The sequence below is a fragment of the Microbacterium sp. LMI1x-1-1.1 genome (genome assembly GCF_040676205.1).
GTDB classification, from domain to species: Bacteria; Actinomycetota; Actinomycetes; order Actinomycetales; family Microbacteriaceae; genus Microbacterium; species Microbacterium aquilitoris.
Genome location: NZ_JBEGHM010000003.1, coordinates 87,861 through 109,210, shown reverse-complemented (window position 1 = coordinate 109,210; position 21,350 = coordinate 87,861). Strand labels below are relative to the sequence as shown.

Sequence of the window (21,350 nt, the reverse complement as noted above, 5' to 3'; positions counted from 1 at the left end):
CCGGCGGGCTGCCGGCCGCCGCAGATGAGCCCTCTACGGGGTCGTTGACGGGTTCCGTGTCGAGCCCGTCTGGTGACGTGCATCGGACCGGCACCGTCACGGCCTATGAGGTCAACGCTGCGGGTGAGTCGTTCGATGGCGGTCGGACGACCGAGATCGGGTCCGATGGTCGCTTCTCCTTCCCGACGCTGCCGGCTGGCGAATACAAGCTGTGGATACGCGCGGACGCGCGTGGCGTGTTGGACGAGTATTGGGGCGATGCCAGCAGCGAAGCTGAGGCAGCGACCCTCACGGTTCCGGCAGGAGGCGCCGCCCAGTCCCCGTCCATTCAGCTGGACTCTGCAGGAATCGTCTCGGGGACCGTGACGCACTACGACCGAACGCCGTACCCCGGCGGTCGGGCGTTCCTCACCTTGCTGCCCGGCGGCTATTCCTCCCCGGGCTGGCCGTTCAGCCGTGAGGCGGTGGCGGACGATGAGGGCCGCTTCTCGTTCGATTCCCTCGTCGAAGGCAGCTACCGGATTCGGTACGCGCCTCCCCTCGACACCTCGCGCCGGCCGGAGCCCAGCGAGACCGACGTCGTCTTCCGCGTCGGACGGAGTCAGATCGTTTCCGGTGTGACCGCCCGGGTCTGGAACGCGACCGATGTGCGGGGTACGGTGACCGACGCGCGAGGAGAGCTCGCCGGCGATGCTGATGTCGTCCTTCACTACCGTGACGGCCAGTCGCTGTCGACAACGACCGACATCAGGGGGCGCTACGCGTTCAGTTACGTGCACCCGGGGGAGGCGACGCTGGCTTTCCGGGACGATGACAAGTCGTCGTGGACATGGCTCGGCGGCGGTTCCTCGAAGGCATCGACGCGGTGGCTCGCGCTCGTCGATGACGTGGTCGAGTCGTCCCAACAGTTACGCCCGCGGGCCTTCTCGGGATTGCAGGTCGGCGTGAGTGGCGACGCGTACGTCGGGAACACCTTGTTCGGAGCTGGCCACGGCGGAAACTACGAGACGACGCGAGCCATCCAGTGGCTCGCGAATGGATTGCCTATAGCGGGGGCCACTCGAGACGAGCTGCTGCTCACCGCGGCGCAGCGCGGTGCCCGCATCGCGGTGCGCGTCACGTGGTCGCAGCCCGGTTACGCCACCGTCGTGAAGACGAGCGCAGCGACCTCGCCGGTGGTGGCAGGAACCCTCACGGCCCCGCGCCCGACGGTAAGAGGCACTCCGGCTGCCGGCGCGACCATCGCGGCGCAGCCTGGCAACTGGACCAGGGGTACCCAGCTCTCATACCAGTGGTACGCCTCGGGGAAGAAGATCAACGGCGCTACGAAGTCGACGTACAAGGTCGCTTCCGCGCTCGTCGGCAAGAACATCACGGTGACGGTGACCGGGAAGAAGGCCGGCTACACCACGAATTCGAAGGGCTCGAAGGCGACGGCCAAGGTCGCCCTGTCGGCGACGCCCACGATCTCGGGGAGCGCGAAGGTCGGTCAGAAGCTGACGGCGAAGCCCGGTCGATGGACCTCGGGTACGCGGCTGTCATACCAGTGGTACGCGAACGGCAGGGCGATCTCGAAGGCGACGAAGTCGACGTTCACCGTGCCCTCGAACCTCAAGGGCAAGAAGATCACCGTCAAGGTCACCGGCACGAAGTCCGGCTACGCGACGGTGACCACCACGTCGCGGGCCACGGCCGCAGTGGCTGCCAGGCGATGACGGGACGCGGGTCGCGCAGGGCGTGAACTCTGCGCGACCCGTGTCGTATCGCGCGTACGCTGAGGGCATGGCTCTGTTCTCCCGCCGTCCGAAGAAGAACTCCGACGGGTCCGATGAGGTTCCCGTCGACGCGCAGGCGGATCTCGCCGAAGTCCAGCAGGACGTGAGCGCGGCGGTCGCCGCCGAGCAGGCGGATGCCGAGGACGTGCCGTTCGTGCCGATCTCGATGTCGACCTACGGGCAGCCCGCCCCGCGGCCCGAGCAGCCCCGCCTGCCGCAGGTCGAGGAGACCGCCCCCGAGCGGACCGAGGGTCGACCCGGGATGCCGGACAACACGCTTCTGCTCGCGGCGCTCGTGGAGGCGCCCGAAGAGCCCGATAATGCCGCGATCCTGGGCGTGACGCGCCAGGCGCTGCAGGGCACGCTGTACCTGCGCATCATGGGCGACGCGCAGGCGCAGGTCGCTGCGGGCGAGCCGCTGCGCCTGGCGATCTCGATCATGAACGACAAGAAGTTCCTGCTCGCGTACACGGGTGCTGCGGCGATCCAAGCGGGTCTCAGCGATGACCCCGAGGCGGCGAACACGTCGGTCCTCGGCCAGCCCGCTCAGAACGTGCTCCGCAACGTCGTCGACGCGGGCTACGACGGCATCGTCTTCGACCACGCCGGCCCCGGCCGGCGCATCGTCCTGCCGACGGGTCTCATCTCGCGCGCGATGGATCAGGCCGACCCCGAGTTCACCATCAAGAACCTCCTCGCCGGCCCGCGGACCGATGAGACCGCTCGCGCCGTCGTCGATGCGCTCGTCACCCGCGGCGCGTGGATCGCAGCCGGCACCCGACCGGACGGCAGCATGGGCGTCGCCGAGGCACGGTCCGCCGAGGGGACCCGCTACCTCCAGGTCTTCTCGCACCCGCTCGAGATCCTCACGCTCCGCCGGGAGGATCAGCCGATGCCGCTGACGGCGGCGCAGCTGGGGGAGGCGCTCAGGAGCGAGCCCGAGCTCAGCGGCTTCCTCGTCGACGCCGCAGGCCCGTGGATCCGGCTCGAACGCGAACAGCTCGAGCCGCTCGTCACGATCGCCGATGCCGCGGAGACCGTCGACGCCGCGGCGGCCGCCGACGAGGACTGAGCCCGCGCGGGGCAAGCCCCTGGCCGTGCCGGTGGCCCGCCCCTAGGGTGGGCGCATGGCGTCGGAGCGGATCACCCTGCAACTTCCGGGAGGCAGAGAGCTGTCGCTCTCGAGCCCCAACCGCGTCGTGTTCCCCGAGCCCGGGATCACCAAGCACGAGCTCGCCGAGTACGTCCTCGCCGTCGCCGACCCGTTCCTGCGCGCCAACGGTCACCGGCCCGTCTCGCTCGAGCGGTTCCCCGCGACAGTCGACGGCGAGAGCTTCTTCTCGAAGAACCCGCCCAAGGGCACGCCCGACTACGTCGACGAGGTCGTCTGCACGTACAACAGCGGCCGGCGGCATCCCCAGGTCGTCCTGAACGAGGCCGCCGCGATCGTGTGGGCAGTGCAGATGAACACGGTCGTCTTCCATCCGTGGGCGTCTCTCGCCGCCGACACCGACAACCCCGTCGAGCTGCGCATCGACCTCGACCCTCAGCCCGGCACGGACTTCACGGATGCCGCCGCGGTCGCGCCCGCGCTGCGAGAGGTCCTCCGCGAGGCGGGGCTGGAGTCGTGGCTCAAAACGAGCGGCAATCGCGGCATCCATGTCTTCTGCCCGATCGAGCCGTCGCACGAGTTCCTCGACGTGCGGCACGCGGTGATCGCCGCGGGACGCGAGCTCGAGCGACGGATGCCGGACAAGGTCACCACGAACTGGTGGAAGGAAGAGCGCGGTGAGCGCATCTTCATCGATTTCAACCAGGCGAACCGGGACCGCACGATGGCCGGCGCCTACAGTCCGCGGGCACTTCCGGGTGCAACGGTCGCCACCCCGATCACGTGGGACGAACTCGCCGACGGCGTCGACCCCGCCGCGTTCACGGTGCGGACGGTGCCGGATCGACTCGCGACGATCGGCGACCCCTGGGAGCAGCTGCAAGCCGTCCCGGGACGCATCGACACCCTGCTGGAGTGGTGGCAGCGCGACCTCGACGCAGGCCTCGGCGAACTGCCGTTCCCGCCGGAGTTCCCCAAGATGCCGGGGGAGCCACCGCGTGTGCAGCCGTCGAGGGCGAAGAAGGACTGAGCGCCGTCAGCCGGCCGTGACGGTGTCGACCTTCTCCTCAACGGGGGGACGACGTCGAGCCCAGCGGGCGGGCGTCTTCGGTCCGTCCCACACCTGGATGATGCCCCAGGCCGCCGCCGTGAGGGGAACCGCGAGGATCGCGCCGACGATGCCGCCGAGGACGGTGCCGATCGTCAGGGCGATCAGCACCGCGAACGCGTGCAGCTTCATCGACCGACCCATGAGGAACGGCTGCAGGAAGTTGCCTTCGAGCTGATTGACCGCCACGACGATCACGACCACCCAGATCGCCGCGACCAGACCGTTCGTCACGAGGGCGACCAACGCAGCCAGGATGCCCGCGACGGTCGCGCCCACGATGGGGATGAACGCCAGCACGAATACGAGGGCGCCGAGCGGGAGGGCGAGCGGGATCTGCAGGATGAGCAGACCGATCGTGATGCCGATCGCGTCCACGGCCGCCACGGCCGCGGTGCCACGGAGGTAGGCCCCGAAGGTCTGGACGGCTTTGTGGCCGACGCGCACGGCGCGGTCGTAGTTCGATCCGCGGAACGGGCGGATGAGGAACTCCCACAGATTCGGGCCGTCCTTCAGGAAGAAGAACAGCGTCACGATCATGAGGACGAGCCCCGTCAGGAAGTTTGCGACCGCGCTCACGCCGGCCAGGGCGCCGGAACCGAACTGTGCGCTGGTGAGGAAGTCGGTCGCTGTGCCGACCCACTCGTCGATCTGCTTCTGGTCGATGTCGAACGGCAGGGATTCCGCCCACGTGAGCACGCTCTGGAACCCGTCCTGCGCCTTCGTGGAGAGGTCGTCGAACTGATCGCGGACGGCGTTGACCACGAGCCAGCCGATTCCGCCCAGCACGACGACGAACGCCAGCAGCGTCAGGATGGTCGCGAACACCGACGGGATGCCATGGCGTCGCTGCCATGCCATGAGAGGAGCGGCGGCCGAGGCGATGATGAGCGCGAGCAGGACCGGGATCACGACGACGGTGAGTTGCAGCATCCCGAGGATGAGGGCCGTCACGATGACGGCGACGATGATCACCTGCAACGACCGGGTCGCGAGGGTGCCGAAGCCGTCGGACCACATGCTCGCGGGCTTGCCCGTCGCGGCCATGCGGACGGGCCGTCCGTCGTCGAGACGCACCGAGCGGGGAGATGACGAGAAGAGGCCCATGGTGCGACCCTACCGATCCGTCTTTCCGGGCGAGGCCCCTTGACTCAATCGAGCACGTCGGCCAGGTCGTAGGCCGACACGGTCTCGAGCTGGTCGAAGGTGCAGGACGCGGCATCCCGGTCCGGACGCCATCGCTGGAACTGCACCGTGTGCCGGAACCGGTCGCCCTCGAGCTGGTCGTAGGCGACCTCGAGGACCCGCTCGGGGCGGAGGCGCACGAACGAGGTGTCCTTTGAGGCGGTGAACCGGGAGCGGTCCGACTGCCCCGTGACCGCGTCGCCGTCGTCGCCCCGGACGACCAGCGGCGCGAGCTCGTCGATCAGTTCGAGTCGCCGCGCGTTGCTCCACGCGGCGACCCCGCCGACCTGGCGGAGGTTCCCGTCGTCGTCGTGGAGGCCGACCAGGAGCGACCCGACGCCCTGGCCGCTCTTGTGGACGCGGTAGCCCACCGCCACGACGTCGGCGGTCCGCGCGTGCTTGATCTTGAACATCGTGCGCTTCCCCGGGGCGTAGGGGAGGGCGAGCGGTTTGGCGACGACGCCGTCGAGCCCGGCCCCCTCGAACTCGGCGAGCCACTGCTCGGCGAGGGCGGCATCGGTCGTCGTCCGGGTCAGATGGATCGGATGCGGCACATCGCGCAGCAGGTCCTCGAGCTGTGCGCGCCGCTTCGAGAAGGGCTCCTCGCGCAGGTCGCGGTCGCCGCGGGCGAGCAGGTCGAACGCCACGAACATGGCCGGGGTGGTCTCGCTCAGGAGGGCGACGCGAGATGCCGCGGGGTGGATGCGCTGCGACAGCTGCTCCCACTGCAGTCGCTGCGACCCGGGCTCGCCGTCGGCGACGACGATCTCACCGTCGAGCAGGCACGGTTCGGGCACGAGACGCGAGATCGCGTCGACCAGCTCGGGGAAGTACCGGGTGAGGGGCTTCGACCCGCGGGACCCGATCTCGACCTCGGAGCCGTCCCACCCGATCAGCGCACGGAACCCGTCCCACTTCGGTTCGTACAGCAGCCCGCCGGCCGTCTTGGCCGGATCGGGGACGGCGGGGACGGATTTCGCGAGCATCGGCGCGGGGATCTCGTACATGCGCCCATCCTGCCCGGCGGTCAGACGCTGCGGAACGGGCTTGCGGGTCAGGCGAAGGCGCTCACGCCGGTGATGTCCCGCCCGAGCAGGAGGGCCTGCACCGACTCGGTCCCCTCGTACGTGTGGATCGCCTCGATGTCGGACATATGCTGCATGACGCCGTTCTCGAGCAGGATGCCGTTGCCGCCCAGCATGTCGCGCGCGGTCGCCGCGACGCGGCGCGCGGCGCGGGTGTTGTGGAACTTCGCCAGCGACGCCTGCGTCGGGCGCAATCCGCCGGATGCCTCGAGGTCGGCCAGGCGACGGCAGTACAGCTGCATCGCGGTCAGGTCCTCGAGCATGTGCGCGAGGCGCTCCTGCACCATCTGGAAGCGGGCGAGCGGTTTGCCGAACTGCACGCGCTGCTGCGCGTACTGCAGCGCCGCCTCGTAGCAGGCGGTCGCGTGGCCGAGCGCCGACCACGCGACACCGGAACGGGTCGCGTAGAGGACGGTCGAGGCATCCTTGAAGGTCCGCGTCCCCGGCAGGACCGCGTCGGTGGGAACCCGCACGTCGTCGAGGGCGATGTGGGCCTGGTGGATGCCGCGCAACGACGCCTTGCCGCCGATGACGGTGCCGGTGTAGCCGGGGCGGTCCTGCTCGACGAGGAAGCAGCGGACGTTGCCGTGGTGCTCGTCGCCCTCGTCGTCGACGCGGGCCCAGACGAAGGTGATGCCGCCGGAGGCGCCGTTGCCGATCCACTTCTTGGCCCCGCGCAGCACCCACTCGTCGCCGTCGCGGCGCGCGACGGTCTCGAGCGAGACCGAGTCCGAGCCGTGGTCCGGCTCGGTGAGGGCGAACGCGGCCGGGACCTCGAAACGGGCGACCGGGGTCAGCCAGCGCTCCTGCTGGGCGTCGCCGCCGAAGAGGGCGAGGGTGCGCAGTGCCAGCCCGCCCTGGACGGCGAGGACTGTGCCCAGCGACCCGTCGCCGCGCGAGATCTCCATGTTCACGAGGCCTGCGGCCAGGGGGGAGAAGCGCGTGAGTCGCGGGTGGTCGATGCCGTCGTTCAGCAGGTCGAGCTCTCCGAAGCGTCGGGCGATGTCGAGCGGGTACTCCGCGGCGTCCCACGCCTCCCGCATCCGGTCGCCGACCTCGTCGACGAAGCCCTGCGTCCGCTGCCACACGTCGCGGTCGGCGTCGGGGATGTCGGAGAAGACGGCGTAGTAGTCGGTGTCGAGCCGGCCGAGCACGTCGTAGCGGCCGGACGCGCCGCCGGGCAGGTCAGAGGTCATCGCGCCAGGATACGCCCGGTTGGAATTCGGTTCCACTCGAGGTGAAACGCCGTTCCAGGCTAGTCGCGCAGGGCGCCGAGCCGACGGGCGACCTCGGCGGGCGGCATCCGCCGGGGGAAGGTCGCCACGACGATGTCGTCGTCGGCGGCGGGTTCCGGGTCGGGGTGCACGCCGAAACGGCGCAGCAGTTCGTCGTAGGCGGTCTCGAGGACGGCGGCGGGGACCCGCGTGGAACCGCGCAGCAGGCGGCGCAGCACGTGGTTGTGCACCGCGGTCACGGCGGCGGCGAACGCCACCGCGTCGACGGGGTCGAGCCCCGGGACCGAGCGGCGCAGGTACTCGTCGAAGGCGCGCTCGTAGCGGAAGACCGTCACGATCTCGCGGTCGCGCAGCGACGGCACCTGGCGTACGACGGCGTATCGACGGCGAGCGACCTCGGGATCGGATGCGAAGTGGCGGTAGATCTGCACCGATGCCTCGCACACCGCCGACCACGGGTTCTCGTGCGCCTCGGAGAGGTAGGCCCGCAGGCGATCGAGGAGCAGCTCATGGTCGGCGAAGACGACGTCGTCCTTCCCGCCGAACTGCCGGAAGAACGTCGACCTGGACACCCCCGCGGACTGGGCGATCTGCTCGACCGAGGTCTGCTCGTAGCCGTGCTCCGCGAACAGCGCGAGCGCGGCGGCCACCACTGTGCTGCCCGTGGGACGGAGGTCGTCGGCCATGGAGGGAAGCCTAATGCGAAGGCCGTCCTGTCAAGGCCTGTGCCTGATCTCGTCGGCGCGCCTTGACTCACCCCATGTCCTCCCTGTGGAAGCAGCACCCGACCGAGTCCGCCGACACCCCGTTCGAGCCCGGGGCACGTCACGACGTCGTCGTGATCGGCGCGGGGCTCACCGGCCTCGCCACGGCCTACGAACTGGCGCGGACCGGGGTCGACGTCGCCCTCCTCGAACGCGGCGGCATCGGCGAGCTCGCCTCGGGATCGAACACCGGCAAGGTGTCGCTCCTGCAGGGGACGACGCTTTCGACGCTGCGGTCGGGGCACCCGGCATCCCTCGTCCGCGCCTACGTCGACGCCAACCGCGACGGTTTCGCGTGGATGACGGACACCGCAGAGCACCTCGGCGTGCCGCTCACCTCGCGCACCGCTTACACCTATGCCCAGGCCGGCGAGGGGCGGCGTTCCGTCGCGCAGGAGTACGAGGCGGCCCGCGAAGCCGGGCTCGCCGTACGCCTCGTCGGCGAGGACGAGCTGCGCGCCGCAGCCGTGCCCATGGCGGCAGCCGTCGCGCTCGACGACCAGCGCGCGGTCGACCCGATGCGGATGCTCGCAGCGCTCGCCGACGCGTTCGTCGCCGCCGGCGGCACGCTGCATCTGGGCGTCGAAGTCAGCGGCGTCAAGGTCTTCCCCGAGCCGCGCGTCGAGACCGCTCGGGGGCCGATCTTCGCGTCGCGGGTCGTGGTGGCCACCGGCATCCCGATCCTCGACCGCGGCCTCTACTGGGCGAAGGTGAGCGGGATGCGGTCGGCCTGCGTCTCGTTCACCCTCACCGCGCCGCTGCCTGATGGCATGTACCTCTCAGCCGACGAGCCCACGCGCTCGGTGCGCACGGTCCTGCCCGAGGACGGTCCGGCCGATGTCGCCCAGATCGTCGTCGGAGGCGCGGGGCACCCCGTCGGGCGGGCCGAGTCGGAGCGCGCGATGCTCGACGAGCTGTCGCGCTGGGCGCAGCAGACGCTAACGGTGGGAGAGGAGACCCACCGCTGGTCGGCACAGGACTACACGTCGCACAACCGCATCCCCTTCATCGGCACGATGCCCCGGACGCTCGGGCGCGTGCGTTTCGCGACGGGCTATGCGAAGTGGGGACTCACGAACGCGCCGGCGGCGGCGCTGCGCATCGTCAGCGAGCTGCGCGGCGAGAAGATGAGCGAACGTCCGCGGTGGATGACGCAGATCGGCACACGTCTCACGATGCCCGCCGACATCGCGCAGGGAGCGGCGGAGAACGCGAAGGTCGGCCTCGCCGCCGCAACGGGTTGGGCGGGCGCCGAGGCGCAGGCCGTGCCCGTGCCGCAGCCCGCCGAGGGGGAGGGCGTCGTCGCGCAGCGCGCGGGCCGGCCCGTCGCCATCTCGACCACCAACGGCGAGACGCGCGCCGTGAGCGCCGTCTGCCCGCACCTCGGCGGGATCCTCGAGTGGAACGACCTCGAGTGCACGTGGGACTGTCCGCTGCACGCGTCGCGCTTCACGGCATCCGGAGAACGCATCGAAGGCCCCGCGACCAGAGGCCTCCGGCCGGTCGACTGAGTCAGGATGCCGCGGCGATGACGCCCGTGATGATGAGCGTCACGACGGTCGTCCACAGCACGATCGCCGTGCCCTGCCAGAACAGCACGGTCCGGGTCGGCACGCCCGTCCCCTTGAGCGCCGCCGCCGTGAACTGCGTCGGCAGGATGAGGGGACCGAGGAGGCTGACGCCGGGCGTTCCGTAGCGGTGGTACGCCTTCTGGAACTTCTCGGAGCGCGCCGACGGCGCCTTCTCGGATGCCCCCGCGCGGGAGGTCACAGCCGTGCGGACGCGGGCGGTCGCGAGGACGACGATCGCGACGCAGAGGAAGTTGCCCGCGGCGCCGGCGACGGCGGCGACGACGGGATGGATGCCGCCGACGATCCCGATCGCCGCGGCGCCCTCGCCCTCGATGAAGGGGACCGCACCGGCGAGGGCCACGACGAGCGGCTGCACGAGGTCGGGCATCTGCGCCACCAGGTCCTGGAAGCCGGCGACGAGGTCGGAGACGGGGTTCGACATGGTGTCCTCTCGGAGTCGGCGACCGGATCTCGTATCGCCGTGACCCCAGTCCACCGTCCCGGGCCGGGGTGCGGCAGTGCCGCCCCGTCACCTTCCTGCGGGAGGTTCGACGGGCCGAGGGGTGACATTCGTCATGGTCGTACTGTGGCCGTGTGACCACGCCCGACCCGACCCCGACGCGGACCGCCGCATCGCTCGCGCGAGGCGTGACGGCGACCGGGTGGTACATCGCCACGTCGATGGTCTTCTTCCTCCTCGGCACCGTCGTCGTGTGGGGGCTCGTCGTCCTCGTCGCCCGCGAGGGATGGCGGAGCCCCGTCGCCCTCGTCGCCTACGTCGGTGCGGCGACGATCGTCGTGACCTGCACGGTCCGGCTCCTCACCCGCTATCGCAGGGACGGCGACCTCGACGACGGCGACCGCCCGTCCTGGCGGCGCCGGTTCCTCTCGCTCCCGGTCGTCGCGGCGGTCCTCGCCTCGGTCGTCCTCGGCGTCGTGGCCGGCTCGCCGCTCCTCGGCGCCGCGCTGGTCGGCGCCACTCTCTGCCTCGTCCGCTGGGGCCCCGGCATCCGGTGGCGCGGTGTCGTGCTGCTCGAGGTCGCCCTTGTCGTGCTCTGGCTGCTCGAGCAGGCCGCGCCGATGCCCCGGAGCGACGCGTTCGTGCTCGTGTTCTTCGCCGTCGCGCTCCCGATGACGCAGGCGCTGTCGCTCTGGTCGTGGGACGTCGTCCTCGAGCTCGACAGCGCACGCCGCACCGAAGCCCGCCTCGCCGCCGTGCAGGAGCGTCTGCGGCTCGCCGGCGAACTCCACGATCTGCAGGGGCACCACCTGCAGGTCATCGCACTGCAGCTCGAACTCGCCGAGCGGATGATCCACCGCGATCCGGATGCCGCCGCCCGCCAGATCGCGCTGGCGCGGACATCCGTCGACGAGGCCCGCGACGGCACGCGCGCGCTCGCCGGACGCTTTCGTGGCGTGCCACTGCCCGACGAGCTCGCGAACGCGGCCGACCTGTTGCGCGCCGCCGGGCTGACGGTCACGCTCGACGTCGCGGCAGACGCGGCATCCGCTCCCGCCGATCTGTTGGGACCCGTGATCCGAGAGTGCACGACGAACGTGCTCAAGCACGGCGGTGGGACCTGGGCGTGGCTCGGGCTCGAGCGGGTCGGCGACGTTTGGCGTCTGACGATGGCGAACGACCCCGGGGCGGGGTCGACGATCGGGTCGGGCGCGGGGCTCGACGGCATCGCGCACCGGGTGGGCGTGGCCGGCGGTGACGTCGCATCGCGTCGGGGCGACGATCGGTTCGACGTCGTCGTCACGGTTCCGGCCGAGGTGGCATCGATGAGGGAGGGGACAGGATGATCCGGGTGCTCATCGCCGACGACGAGGACATGATCCGGACGGCTCTGGCGACGCTCCTCGCGCTCGAGGAGGACCTCGAGGTCGTCGCCGAGTGCGCCGACGGCGAGACGGCCGTCTCCCGTGCGCTCGAACTGCGCCCGGACGTCTGCCTGCTCGACCTCGAGATGCCCGGGATCGACGGGGTCGAGGCGGCCGCCCGCATCCGCCAGCGGATCCCTGCCCGTTGCGTCGTCGTCACCCGGCACGCACGCCCCGGAGTCCTGCGGCGCGCCCTCAGCGCCGGCGTCGACGGCTTCGTGCCGAAGTCCCGTCCCGCCGGCGACGTCGCCGCCGTGATCCGCGAGGTCGCCGCCGGGCGCCGCTACGTCGACCCCGAGATCGCCGCGGATGCGCTCAGCGACGAGCGGTCGCCGCTGACCGACCGCGAGCTCGACGTCCTGCGCGCCGGAGCCCGCGGCGAGACGATCGCCGACATCGCGGCATCCCTCCATCTGTCCTCTGGGACGGTCCGCAACCACGTGTCGTCGATCCTCGGCAAGCTCGGGCTCGCGACACGGCAGCAGGCGGCGATCACGGCGCGCGAACGCGGCTGGATCTGACGGATGCCGCACGAGGACGCACCGCACGAGGAAGCACCGCACGAAGAAGCACTGTCCGGCGGCAACGCGAGCGGTGCCGTCGTCCGGATCGGCGACACCGTCCGCAAGCCCTGGACGGCGTCGACGGCGAGCGTCACGGCATACGTCCGCGCACTCCGCGACGCCGGGATCGATGCGCCCGAGCCGCGGGGACGCGACGAGGGGGGACGCCAGGTGATCGAGTTCGTCCCCGGCGAGCTCGCGATCGAGCGGGGGCCGATGCCGCCGGACGACCTCCACCGCGTGGGGATGATGGTGCGCGCGATCCACGATGCGAGCGCCGCCTACGTCCTCCCCGCGGGGAGCGTGTGGCAGAGCGCGATCGCTGCCCCGGGGGCCGAGCTCGTCTGCCACAACGACCTCGCACCGTGGAATCTCGTGCAGGGGGAGCGGTGGGTGTTCATCGACTGGGATGCCGCAGCCCCCAGCACCCGGCTGTGGGACCTCGCGTACGCCGCGCAGTCCTTCGCGCTCAACGACACCTCGGTGCCGCCGGACGACGCCGCCCGGGGATTGGCTGCCCTCGTGGACGGGTACGGCGCCGGTACCGCGCTGCGTCACGGGCTGCCGGAGGCGATGGTCGAGCGCACGGCGGCCATGCACGAGCTCCTCCGCCGTTCCCACGGGACCGGAACGGAGCCGTGGTCGTCGATGTTCGTGCAGGGGCACGGGGACCACTGGCGGAGGGTCACCGCGTACGTCGAGCGCCATCGCGAGATCTGGGCGAGGGTGCTGCGGGAGTGAGCCCGACCCTGCCGAACGAGGGGATCGGAGCGCGGGGCACTCAGGCGCGGGTAGTAGGCTTTTCGACCGGGCGATCTCTCGACATCGAGATAATTCCGCGCCCGTAACCCCGCCGTCGCCCAGCGAAGGATTGCAGTGGACCTTTACGAGTACCAGGCACGAGACCTGTTCGAGAAGTACGAGGTGCCGGTGCTCGCCGGCATCATCGCCGACACCCCTGAGGAGGCGAAGGCGGCTGCCGAGAAGATCGGCGGCGTGGTCGTCGTCAAGGCTCAGGTCAAGACCGGAGGTCGCGGCAAGGCCGGCGGCGTCAAGGTCGCCAAGACCCCCGACGAGGCCTACGCGGCAGCCGAGGCCATCCTCGGCCTCGACATCAAGGGCCACGTCGTCCAGCGCGTCATGGTCGCCCAGGGCGCCGACATCGCCGAGGAGTTCTACTTCTCGGTGCTGCTCGACCGCTCGAACCGCTCCTACCTGAGCCTCTGCTCAGTCGAGGGCGGCATGGAGATCGAGGAGCTCGCCGTCGAGCGCCCCGAGGCGCTCGCGCGCGTCGAGGTCGACCCGCTGCAGGGCATCGACAAGGCCAAGGCCGTCGAGATCGCGAAGGCGGCGAACTTCCCCGAGGACCTCGTCGAAAAGGTCTCGGACGTCTTCGTCAAGCTCTACGACGTCTACAAGGGCGAGGGTGCGACCCTCGTCGAGGTCAACCCGCTCGTCCGCACGGGCGCCGGCGACATCGTCGCCCTCGACGGCAAGGTCTCGCTCGACGAGAACGCCAGCGAGGTGCGCCACCCCGAGCACGAAGAGCTCGAGGACAAGAGCGCCGCGGACCCGCTCGAGGCCAAGGCCAAGGCATCCGGCCTCAACTACGTCAAGCTCGACGGCCAGGTCGGCATCATCGGAAACGGCGCCGGCCTCGTCATGTCGACCCTCGACGTCGTCGCCTACGCCGGTGAGAACCACGGCGGCGTCACTCCCGCCAACTTCCTCGACATCGGTGGCGGCGCGAACGCGCAGGTCATGGCGTCGGGTCTCGACGTCATCCTCGGCGACGAGCAGGTCAAGAGCGTCTTCGTCAACGTCTTCGGCGGCATCACGTCGTGCGTCGCGGTCGCCGAGGGCATCGTGAAGGCCCTCGAGATCCTCGGCGACGCGGCGACCAAGCCGCTCGTCGTCCGCCTCGACGGCAACCAGGTCGAGGAGGGTCGCGCGATCCTCGCCGAGGCCAACCACCCGCTCGTCACGCTCGCCGCCGGTATGGACGAGGGCGCCGACAAGGCCGCCGAGCTGGCGAACGCCTGAGCCGCGCCGAGACTACCGAGACACAGGGACAACAGACATGTCTATCTACCTCAACAAGGACTCCAAGGTCATCGTCCAGGGCATCACCGGCGGTGAGGGCACCAAGCACACCGCCCTCATGCTGAAGGCCGGGACGAACGTCGTCGGCGGCGTGAACGCCCGCAAGGCCGGCACGACCGTCACGCACGAGAAGCCGCACGAGGGCGAGGTTGCTCTCCCCGTCTTCGGATCGGTCGCCGAGGCGATCGAGAAGACCGGGGCGGACGTCTCCATCGCGTTCGTGCCGCCCGCCTTCACGAAGGACGCGATGATCGAGGCGATCGACGCCGAGATCCCGCTGCTCGTCGTCATCACCGAGGGCGTCCCCGTCGGCGACACCGCCGAGGCGTGGGCCTACGCCAAGAGCAAGGGCAACAAGACCCGCATCATCGGTCCGAACTGCCCCGGCATCATCACCCCCGGTGAGGCGCTCGTCGGCATCACGCCCGCGAACATCACCGGCAAGGGACCGATCGGCCTCGTGTCGAAGTCGGGTACCCTGACGTACCAGATGATGTTCGAGCTCCGTGACCTCGGCTTCTCGACCGCCATCGGCATCGGCGGCGACCCGGTCATCGGCACGACGCACATCGACGCCCTCGAGGCGTTCGAGGCCGACCCCGAGACCAAGGCCATCGTCATGATCGGCGAGATCGGCGGCGACGCCGAAGAGCGCGCGGCCGACTACATCAAGGCGCACGTGACGAAGCCGGTCGTCGGCTACGTCGCCGGCTTCACCGCTCCCGAGGGCAAGACCATGGGCCACGCCGGCGCCATCGTCTCGGGCTCGGCGGGCACCGCGCAGGCCAAGAAGGAGGCCCTCGAGGCCGCCGGCGTCAAGGTCGGGAAGACCCCGTCCGAGACCGCCGACCTGATGCGCGCCATCATCGAGGCGCTCTAAGCCAGACAGAGCGAAGGGGCGGATGCTGCGGCATCCGCCCCTTCGTCGTCCCCGGAACTCCATCGCAACGACCGAGGTCCCGATCCGGCCGGGAATGCGCGAGGCATAACCGGCCCGATCGGGACCTCGGGGCAGCGAACGCGGTCAGGCGCCGATGAGCGCTTCGATCGGGCCGCGCGCGAAGTAGATCACGAAGCCGGCTGCGACGATCCACAGCAGCCAGTGGACCTGCTTGGCCTTGCGGGCGAAGACGTTCACGACGACCCAGCTGATGAAGCCCGCCCCGATGCCGTTGGCGATCGAGTAGGTCAGCGGCATGACGGTCGCGGTGAGGAACACCGGCAGCAGGACGCTGAAGTCCGACAGGTCGATGTTCTTGATCTGCGCGAGCATGAGCGCACCGACGAGCACGAGCGCCGCCGCGGCGACGTAGCCGGGGACGATCGAGGTGAGCGGCGTGAAGAACATCGCCAGCAGGAACAGCACACCCGTCACGACGTTCGCGAGTCCGGTGCGCGCTCCCTCGCCGATGCCCGAGCCGGATTCGACGAACACGGTCGCCGACGACGACGAGGTCGCACCACCGGCGATCGCGCCGACGCCCTCGACGATCAGCGCCGACTTGATGCGCGGGAAGTCGCCCTTGTCGTTCGCGAGGCCGGACTCCTTCGCGAGGCCCGTCATGGTCCCCATCGCGTCGAAGAAGTTCGAGAACACGAGCGTGAAGACGATCATGACGACCGACACGATCCCGATCTTCGCCCAGTCGAAGCCGAAGTCGATCTTGCCGACGAGCTCGAAGTTGGGCAGGGCGACGATCTTCAGCCCGTCGAGCTTGAGGCCCAGCGCCGTCGGCCAGATCGCGTTGACGATGTAGCTGATGACCGTGCCGCCGACGAGGCCGATCAGCAGCGCACCCTTGACGCGGAGGGCCATCAGGATGCCGGAGAGGAAGAGCGTGACGACGAACATGACGGTGCTGATCGTCGTGATCGAGCCGCCCACGCCGAGGTCGAGAGGGGGAGAGGCGTTGCCCGTGGCGGTGACGAACCCGGCGTTGACGAAGCCGATGAAGGCGATGAACAGGCCGATGCCGACCGTGATCGCGAGCTTCAGCTGGACGGGGACGGCGTCGAAGATCATCTTCCGCAGGCCCGTCGCGGCCAGCAGCACGATGATCAGACCGTTGATGACGACGAGCGCCATGGCCTCGCCCCACGTGACCTGGCCGACGACCGAGAAGGCGAGGAAGGCGTTGATGCCCAGCCCCGCCGCGAACGCGAACGGCAGGCGCGTGACGAGACCGAAGAGGATCGTCATGACACCGGCGGTCAGGGCGGTCGAGGTCGCGACGGCGGTGCCGTCGAGGACCGTGCCGGCGACGTCGGGAGTCGACAGGATGATCGGGTTGAGGATGACGATGTAGGCCATCGTCACGAAGGTGACGATGCCGCCGCGGACCTCCGTGCCGACGGTCGAGCCGCGGCCGGTGATGTCGAAGTAGCGGTCGAGGAACGAGGGGGATGCCGGGGCTGCGGCACCGCGGGACGCGCGGGATGTCGTGCTGTTCACCCTCCGAGGGTAGTGGGTCGCCGGGGCACCCGCTGAGGGTGGCCGATCGCTCGTGCCTCCGGTGCGGGAGCCGGGCGCCCGGGCGGACCGCGGGTAAGGTCGGTTCGTTGTGAATCGCCTCCTCGTCTCCCTCCTCGCCGCCGTCGACGCCCTCGTGACCGTCGCGGTCGGTGTCGGCGTCGTCCTCGCGCCGGTGACCCTCGTCTGGGTGTTCGGAGTGAGTGGGGATGCCGACTGGGCGGCGCTCTGGCCGGCGGCCGCCACGATCTGGCAGCTCGGCCACTTCGCGCCCGTCGCGGTATCGCTTCCGGCGGAGCTCGTCGCCCTCGGCGGCCTGCCCTCGGGCGCTGCCGCCTTCACCGTGTCGCTCGCCCCGACGCTGCTCGCCGTCTTCACAGCGATCTCGGCGTGGCGCTCCGGCAGTCGTGCCGCGCGGTCCGGGGCATGGCTGACGGGCGTCGCCGCAGGAACGGTCGCCGTCGCGGTGCTCTCGACGGTCATCGCGCTCACCGGGCGGACCGGTGTCGCCGCGGTCGATCTCGGCGCAGCGGTCGCCGGGCCCACGCTCGTCTTCGCCGTCCCCGCTCTGCTCGGCGCGCTGGTCCGGGCATGGAGCGAGGGCGACGACGGCATCGTCGACGCCGTCAGCGAGCGCCTTCCCGACGACGTCCAGAACGCGGTGGATGCCGGTGCCCGCGGCATCGTGATGGCGGCGGCCGGCATCGTGGGGCTCGGCGCCCTCGTGCTCGCCGTCCTCTTCTTCGTCCGCGGCGGCGAGGTGATCTCGCTCACCCAGGCGGCCCAGGTCGATCTGCCCGGTGTGATCGTCCTCGCCCTCGGGAGCCTCTTCTACCTGCCCACCCTCGTCGTGTGGTTCGCCGGGTTCGCCGTCGGTCCCGGATTCGCGATCGGCAGCGGCACGGCGGTGTCACCGGCCGCCACCAGCCTGGGAGTCGTGCCGGGCATCCCCGTGCTCGGCGTCATCCCCGACTCGACCTCGCCCTGGCTCCTGCTCCTGGCGCTGGCGGTCGTCGGACTGGGCGTCGTCGCCGGGTCCGTCGCACGCGCCTCGCTGCTGGTCGGATCGACGGCGGATGCCGAGCCCCTCCGCCCGCGCCTGGTCGCCCTCGGTGTCACGGTCGTCGGGACCGGGCTCGTCGTCGGGGTGTTCGCCGGAGCCGCGCGCGGCTCGATCGGCCCCGGCCGGCTCGCCGAGGTCGGACCCGAACCGTGGCTCGTCGCCCTCGTCGCCGCGGTCGAGGTCGGAGTGGGTGCTGCCGTCATGCTGCTCTCGCCGCGCGGTGCGGATTCCGATCGGCCGGCTGCGGCATCGGTCCCGCGCGACGCGCCCGCGGTGTCCACGCCCGCGACGCCGACGTCGACGGCGCAGACGCGTCGTGAGCCCGCCGGGGCGGTCTCGCCCGACGAGTTCCCCACCGCCCCGCTAGACTGACCCGGTGCTCACGGTCGCCGTTCTCATCTCGGGCACGGGATCCAATCTGCGTGCTCTCCTGGACGCCGCGAGCGAGCCCGACTTCCCCGCCCGCGTGATCGTCGTCGGAGCCGACCGGCAGGCCGATGGCTTCGCCCACGCCGAGGCCTACGGCATACCGACGTTCATGGTCCCGTTCCAGGAGTTCGACAGTCGCGAGGCGTGGGGCGACGAACTGCTCGCACACCTCGGCGTGTGGAAGCCCGACCTCGTCGTGCTGAGCGGCCTCATGCGACTGTTGCCGGCCGCCGTCGTCGCCGCGTGGGCTCCTCGGCTCATCAACACCCACCCCGCGTACCTGCCGGAGTTCCCCGGCGCCCACGGCGTCCGCGATGCGCTCGCCGCGGGAGCATCGCAGACCGGTGCAAGCGTCATCGTCGTGGACGACGGCGTCGACACAGGTCCGATCCTCGCGCAGGAGCGGGTCCCGGTGCTCCCGGACGACACCGAGCACACTCTGCACGAGCGCATCAAGCCGGTGGAGCGGCGCCTGCTCATCGACGTCGTCCGTCGCATCGCGACCGGCGAACTCGCCCTTACCTCCTGACCCGCACCACCCCCTGAACCGACACCCGAACGCCCCCGACTCGAGGAGTTCCCGCATGGCCGGCCCGCAGATCGACCCGTCCCTCTACCGCGCACGCGACGTCGTACCCGTCCGTCGCGCGCTCGTCTCGGTGAGCGACAAGACCGGGCTGCTCGAGCTCGGTCAGGCTCTCGCAGCCGCCGATGTCGAGATCGTCTCGACGGGCGGATCGGCAGCGCTCCTGCGCGACGCCGGCATCGCCGTCAAGGACGTGTCCGAGGTCACCGGCTTCCCCGAGTCGCTCGATGGACGCGTCAAGACGCTGCACCCCAGCGTGCACGCGGGGCTCTTGGCCGACCTCCGCCTGGAGGACCACGAGAGCCAGCTGGGCGAGCTCGGCATCCTGCCCTTCGAGCTCGTCGTCGTGAACCTGTACCCCTTCGTCGAGACGGTCGCCTCGGGCGCCCAGGGCGATGCCGTCGTCGAGCAGATCGACATCGGCGGCCCCGCGATGGTGCGCGCCTCGGCGAAGAACTACGCCAACGTCGCGATCGCCGTCTCGCCCGAGTCGTACCCCGCGATCGTCGATGCCCTCGGGCAGGGCGGCACGACCCTCGCGCAGCGCCGCGAGCTCGCCGCCCGCGCGTTCGCGCACACGGCAGCGTACGATCGCGCGGTCGCGACCTGGTTCGCCGAGGAGACGCTCGACGCCGAGGGCGACCTGCCGCAGCACCTGACGATCAAGGCCGAGCGCCTGGCGACCCTCCGTTACGGCGAGAACTCGCACCAGCGCGCCGCGATCTACTCGCGCGTCGGCGGTCACGGCATCGCGCAGGCGACGCAGCTGCAGGGCAAGGAGATGTCCTACAACAACTACGTCGACGCGGATGCCGCGCTCCGTGCCGCGTTCGACCTCGTCAAGCCGGCGGTCGCCATCATCAAGCACGCGAACCCGTGCGGCATCGCGATCGGCGCGCCCCAGGCGCTCGACCCGATCGCCTCCGCGCACCTGCGCGCGCACGAGTGCGACCCCGTGTCGGCTTTCGGTGGCGTCATCGCCGCCAACCGCACCGTCACGCTCAAGATGGCCGAGAACCTCCGCGACATCTTCACCGAGGTCATCGTCGCGCCCGACTTCGAGCCCGAGGCGCTCGAGGTGTTCCGGCTGAAGAAGAACCTCCGGGTCCTGCAGCTCCCCGCCGACTGGCGTCAGGAGCCCATGGACGTCCGCCTCGTCTCGGGCGGCCTCCTGCTGCAGGATGCCGACCGCTTCCCGAACGAGATCGAATCGCTCGTGGACTCGTGGCAGCTCGTCTCGGGGGAGCGCCCCGCGGACAGCGAGCTGGAGAACCTCTCGTTCGCGTGGAAGAGCTGCCGCGCCGTGAAATCCAACGCGATCGTGCTCGCCAAGAACTCGGCGACGGTCGGGATCGGCATGGGGCAGGTCAACCGCGTCGACTCGTGCCGCCTGGCCGTGGAGCGTGCGGGCGAGCGTGCCGCCGGGTCGGTCGCGGCATCCGATGCGTTCTTCCCGTTCGCCGACGGACCGCAGGTTCTGCTGGATGCCGGCATCACGACGATCATCCAGCCGGGCGGATCCGTGCGCGACCAGGAGGTCATCGACGCCGCGCAGGCCGCCGGCGTGACGATGTACTTCACGGGCGAGCGGCACTTCTTCCACTGAGCGGGTCGGTTGGCCACGAATCATAGCGGGTGAGGGGGAGGGCAGTTCTCCCCATCGAAATCGATCGCTCTGATCACCTACTCTCTTGGCGGGAGGTTCCGCTATGGGAATGATGTTGCCGAACGAGCTGATCTGGGTGATGGAGAAGCTCGGGTTCGATTGGCCCGACATCGACGAGGACGAACTGCGCCGCGGCGGCCAGATCATCTCGACGTTCCGGGACGAGCTCGAGAACAAGATCCAGGTGATGGACCGCAAGGTCAACACCGACATCGCCGGCGCTATGCGCGGTCAGGCGGGCCCGGCCTACGTCAGCGCCTGGAACACGAACCGTTCCCAGAACCTCCAGAAGCTCATGGACATCCTCGGGCCCGTCCCGCCGGGTGTCGAGATCGCGGCCGGCGGCGTCACCGCGCTCAAGATCAAGGTCATAGCCGACGTGACCTCCACGATGATCACCCTCGTCGCCATGCTGACGAACCCCGTGACCGCCGTCGGCGCCGGCCCCATGCTCCTCATCAAGAAGAAGCTGCTGAACGCGGCCGTCGACATCGCGGTGGAGCAGGTGCTCAACCAGGTCCTGCCGATGGTCATCGAGCCGCTGGCGAACGAACTCCCGGGCGTCATCATGGCGGCGCTCGACTCGCCGATCGTCGAAGCGGTCGCCGGCGACCCCGACGAGTTCTACGCCGACCTTCAGGCGCTCGAATCCGCTCAGGGCGAGATGGAGCAGCACGCGGCCGACGTCGAGGGTCTCACCGACCGGCTCATGTCCGACCTCGCGAGCCTGAACATCGGAGGCGATTGACAGT

19 protein-coding genes are annotated in these 21,350 nt (G+C 70.4%); 13 read left to right on the top strand and 6 right to left on the bottom strand.

The window, feature by feature from the left end:
* Positions 1 to 362: 362 nt before the first annotated feature.
* The 3 genes from MRBLMI1x_RS14380 to ligD all read left to right on the top strand — a co-directional run bounded on the left by MRBLMI1x_RS14380 (position 363) and on the right by ligD (position 3,916).
* On the top strand, positions 363 to 1,715 hold the full coding sequence (locus MRBLMI1x_RS14380; RefSeq protein WP_363459553.1) for a carboxypeptidase regulatory-like domain-containing protein: 1,353 nt from the start codon (positions 363 to 365) through the stop codon (positions 1,713 to 1,715).
* A 67-nt stretch (positions 1,716 to 1,782) separates the two neighbouring features.
* On the top strand, positions 1,783 to 2,847 hold the full coding sequence (locus MRBLMI1x_RS14375; protein WP_363459551.1) for a hypothetical protein: 1,065 nt from the start codon (positions 1,783 to 1,785) through the stop codon (positions 2,845 to 2,847).
* Positions 2,848 to 2,902: 55 nt separating this feature from the next.
* A complete protein-coding gene (ligD, locus tag MRBLMI1x_RS14370; protein WP_336124597.1) occupies positions 2,903 to 3,916 on the top strand; it encodes a non-homologous end-joining DNA ligase in 1,014 nt (337 codons plus the stop codon).
* A gap of 6 nt (positions 3,917 to 3,922) precedes the next feature.
* Here the strand turns inward: ligD and MRBLMI1x_RS14365 are convergent, their stop codons facing one another.
* The 4 genes from MRBLMI1x_RS14365 to MRBLMI1x_RS14350 are packed head-to-tail and all read right to left on the bottom strand — an operon-like array spanning position 3,923 to position 8,185.
* Entirely contained in the window at positions 3,923 to 5,101 is a 1,179-nt protein-coding gene (locus tag MRBLMI1x_RS14365) for an AI-2E family transporter (protein WP_363459549.1), read from the bottom strand.
* A 44-nt stretch (positions 5,102 to 5,145) separates the two neighbouring features.
* Positions 5,146 to 6,186: an ATP-dependent DNA ligase gene (locus MRBLMI1x_RS14360; protein ID WP_363459547.1), complete on the bottom strand. Its 1,041-nt coding sequence runs from the start codon at positions 6,184 to 6,186 to the stop codon at positions 5,146 to 5,148.
* A gap of 47 nt (positions 6,187 to 6,233) precedes the next feature.
* Positions 6,234 to 7,460, bottom strand: coding sequence for an acyl-CoA dehydrogenase family protein (locus tag MRBLMI1x_RS14355; protein WP_363459545.1), 1,227 nt, complete (start codon positions 7,458 to 7,460; stop codon positions 6,234 to 6,236).
* 59 nt (positions 7,461 to 7,519) lie between these two features.
* On the bottom strand, positions 7,520 to 8,185 hold the full coding sequence (locus tag MRBLMI1x_RS14350) for a TetR/AcrR family transcriptional regulator (protein ID WP_363459543.1): 666 nt from the start codon (positions 8,183 to 8,185) through the stop codon (positions 7,520 to 7,522).
* 74 nt (positions 8,186 to 8,259) lie between these two features.
* Between MRBLMI1x_RS14350 and MRBLMI1x_RS14345 the strand changes: the two genes are divergently transcribed.
* Positions 8,260 to 9,774, top strand: a complete 1,515-nt coding sequence (locus MRBLMI1x_RS14345; RefSeq protein WP_363459541.1) for an FAD-dependent oxidoreductase — start codon at positions 8,260 to 8,262, stop codon at positions 9,772 to 9,774.
* Position 9,775: 1 nt separating this feature from the next.
* On the opposite strand, the gene MRBLMI1x_RS14340 is transcribed toward MRBLMI1x_RS14345, so the two are convergent.
* Positions 9,776 to 10,276, bottom strand: a complete 501-nt coding sequence (locus MRBLMI1x_RS14340) for a hypothetical protein (protein WP_020096633.1) — start codon at positions 10,274 to 10,276, stop codon at positions 9,776 to 9,778.
* A 152-nt stretch (positions 10,277 to 10,428) separates the two neighbouring features.
* Here MRBLMI1x_RS14340 and MRBLMI1x_RS14335 point away from each other — a divergent pair, with 152 nt between their 5' ends.
* The 5 genes from MRBLMI1x_RS14335 to sucD all read left to right on the top strand — a co-directional run bounded on the left by MRBLMI1x_RS14335 (position 10,429) and on the right by sucD (position 15,264).
* Positions 10,429 to 11,640, top strand: a complete 1,212-nt coding sequence (locus MRBLMI1x_RS14335) for a sensor histidine kinase (RefSeq protein WP_363459539.1) — start codon at positions 10,429 to 10,431, stop codon at positions 11,638 to 11,640.
* Positions 11,637 to 12,239 carry a response regulator transcription factor gene (locus MRBLMI1x_RS14330; RefSeq protein ID WP_018188894.1) on the top strand — a complete coding sequence of 201 codons (603 nt, stop codon included), beginning with the start codon at positions 11,637 to 11,639 and terminating at the stop codon, positions 12,237 to 12,239. The genes MRBLMI1x_RS14335 and MRBLMI1x_RS14330 overlap by 4 nt, the downstream gene beginning before the upstream one ends.
* Positions 12,240 to 12,242: 3 nt before the next feature.
* Positions 12,243 to 13,022, top strand: a complete 780-nt coding sequence (locus tag MRBLMI1x_RS14325; RefSeq protein ID WP_363459537.1) for a phosphotransferase — start codon at positions 12,243 to 12,245, stop codon at positions 13,020 to 13,022.
* Positions 13,023 to 13,157: 135 nt separating this feature from the next.
* A complete protein-coding gene (gene sucC / locus MRBLMI1x_RS14320; RefSeq protein WP_363459535.1) occupies positions 13,158 to 14,324 on the top strand; it encodes an ADP-forming succinate--CoA ligase subunit beta in 1,167 nt (388 codons plus the stop codon).
* A 37-nt stretch (positions 14,325 to 14,361) separates the two neighbouring features.
* The gene (gene sucD, locus MRBLMI1x_RS14315; RefSeq protein WP_349308968.1) at positions 14,362 to 15,264 is read left to right on the top strand and encodes a succinate--CoA ligase subunit alpha; all 903 of its coding nucleotides are present in this window, start codon (positions 14,362 to 14,364) and stop codon (positions 15,262 to 15,264) included.
* A gap of 144 nt (positions 15,265 to 15,408) precedes the next feature.
* On the opposite strand, the gene MRBLMI1x_RS14310 is transcribed toward sucD, so the two are convergent.
* Positions 15,409 to 16,836: an NCS2 family permease gene (locus MRBLMI1x_RS14310; protein ID WP_020096639.1), complete on the bottom strand. Its 1,428-nt coding sequence runs from the start codon at positions 16,834 to 16,836 to the stop codon at positions 15,409 to 15,411.
* 109 nt (positions 16,837 to 16,945) lie between these two features.
* Here MRBLMI1x_RS14310 and MRBLMI1x_RS14305 point away from each other — a divergent pair, with 109 nt between their 5' ends.
* The 4 genes from MRBLMI1x_RS14305 to MRBLMI1x_RS14290 all read left to right on the top strand — a co-directional run bounded on the left by MRBLMI1x_RS14305 (position 16,946) and on the right by MRBLMI1x_RS14290 (position 21,346).
* The gene (locus MRBLMI1x_RS14305) at positions 16,946 to 18,289 is read left to right on the top strand and encodes a DUF6350 family protein (RefSeq protein WP_363459533.1); all 1,344 of its coding nucleotides are present in this window, start codon (positions 16,946 to 16,948) and stop codon (positions 18,287 to 18,289) included.
* A 4-nt stretch (positions 18,290 to 18,293) separates the two neighbouring features.
* Positions 18,294 to 18,875 (top strand): phosphoribosylglycinamide formyltransferase, encoded by a 582-nt coding sequence (gene purN, locus MRBLMI1x_RS14300; RefSeq protein WP_020096641.1) that lies wholly within the window; start codon positions 18,294 to 18,296, stop codon positions 18,873 to 18,875.
* A 55-nt stretch (positions 18,876 to 18,930) separates the two neighbouring features.
* Entirely contained in the window at positions 18,931 to 20,538 is a 1,608-nt protein-coding gene (gene purH / locus MRBLMI1x_RS14295) for a bifunctional phosphoribosylaminoimidazolecarboxamide formyltransferase/IMP cyclohydrolase (RefSeq protein ID WP_018188887.1), read from the top strand.
* Positions 20,539 to 20,647: 109 nt separating this feature from the next.
* Entirely contained in the window at positions 20,648 to 21,346 is a 699-nt protein-coding gene (locus tag MRBLMI1x_RS14290; protein WP_020096643.1) for a hypothetical protein, read from the top strand.
* Positions 21,347 to 21,350 lie beyond the last annotated feature (4 nt).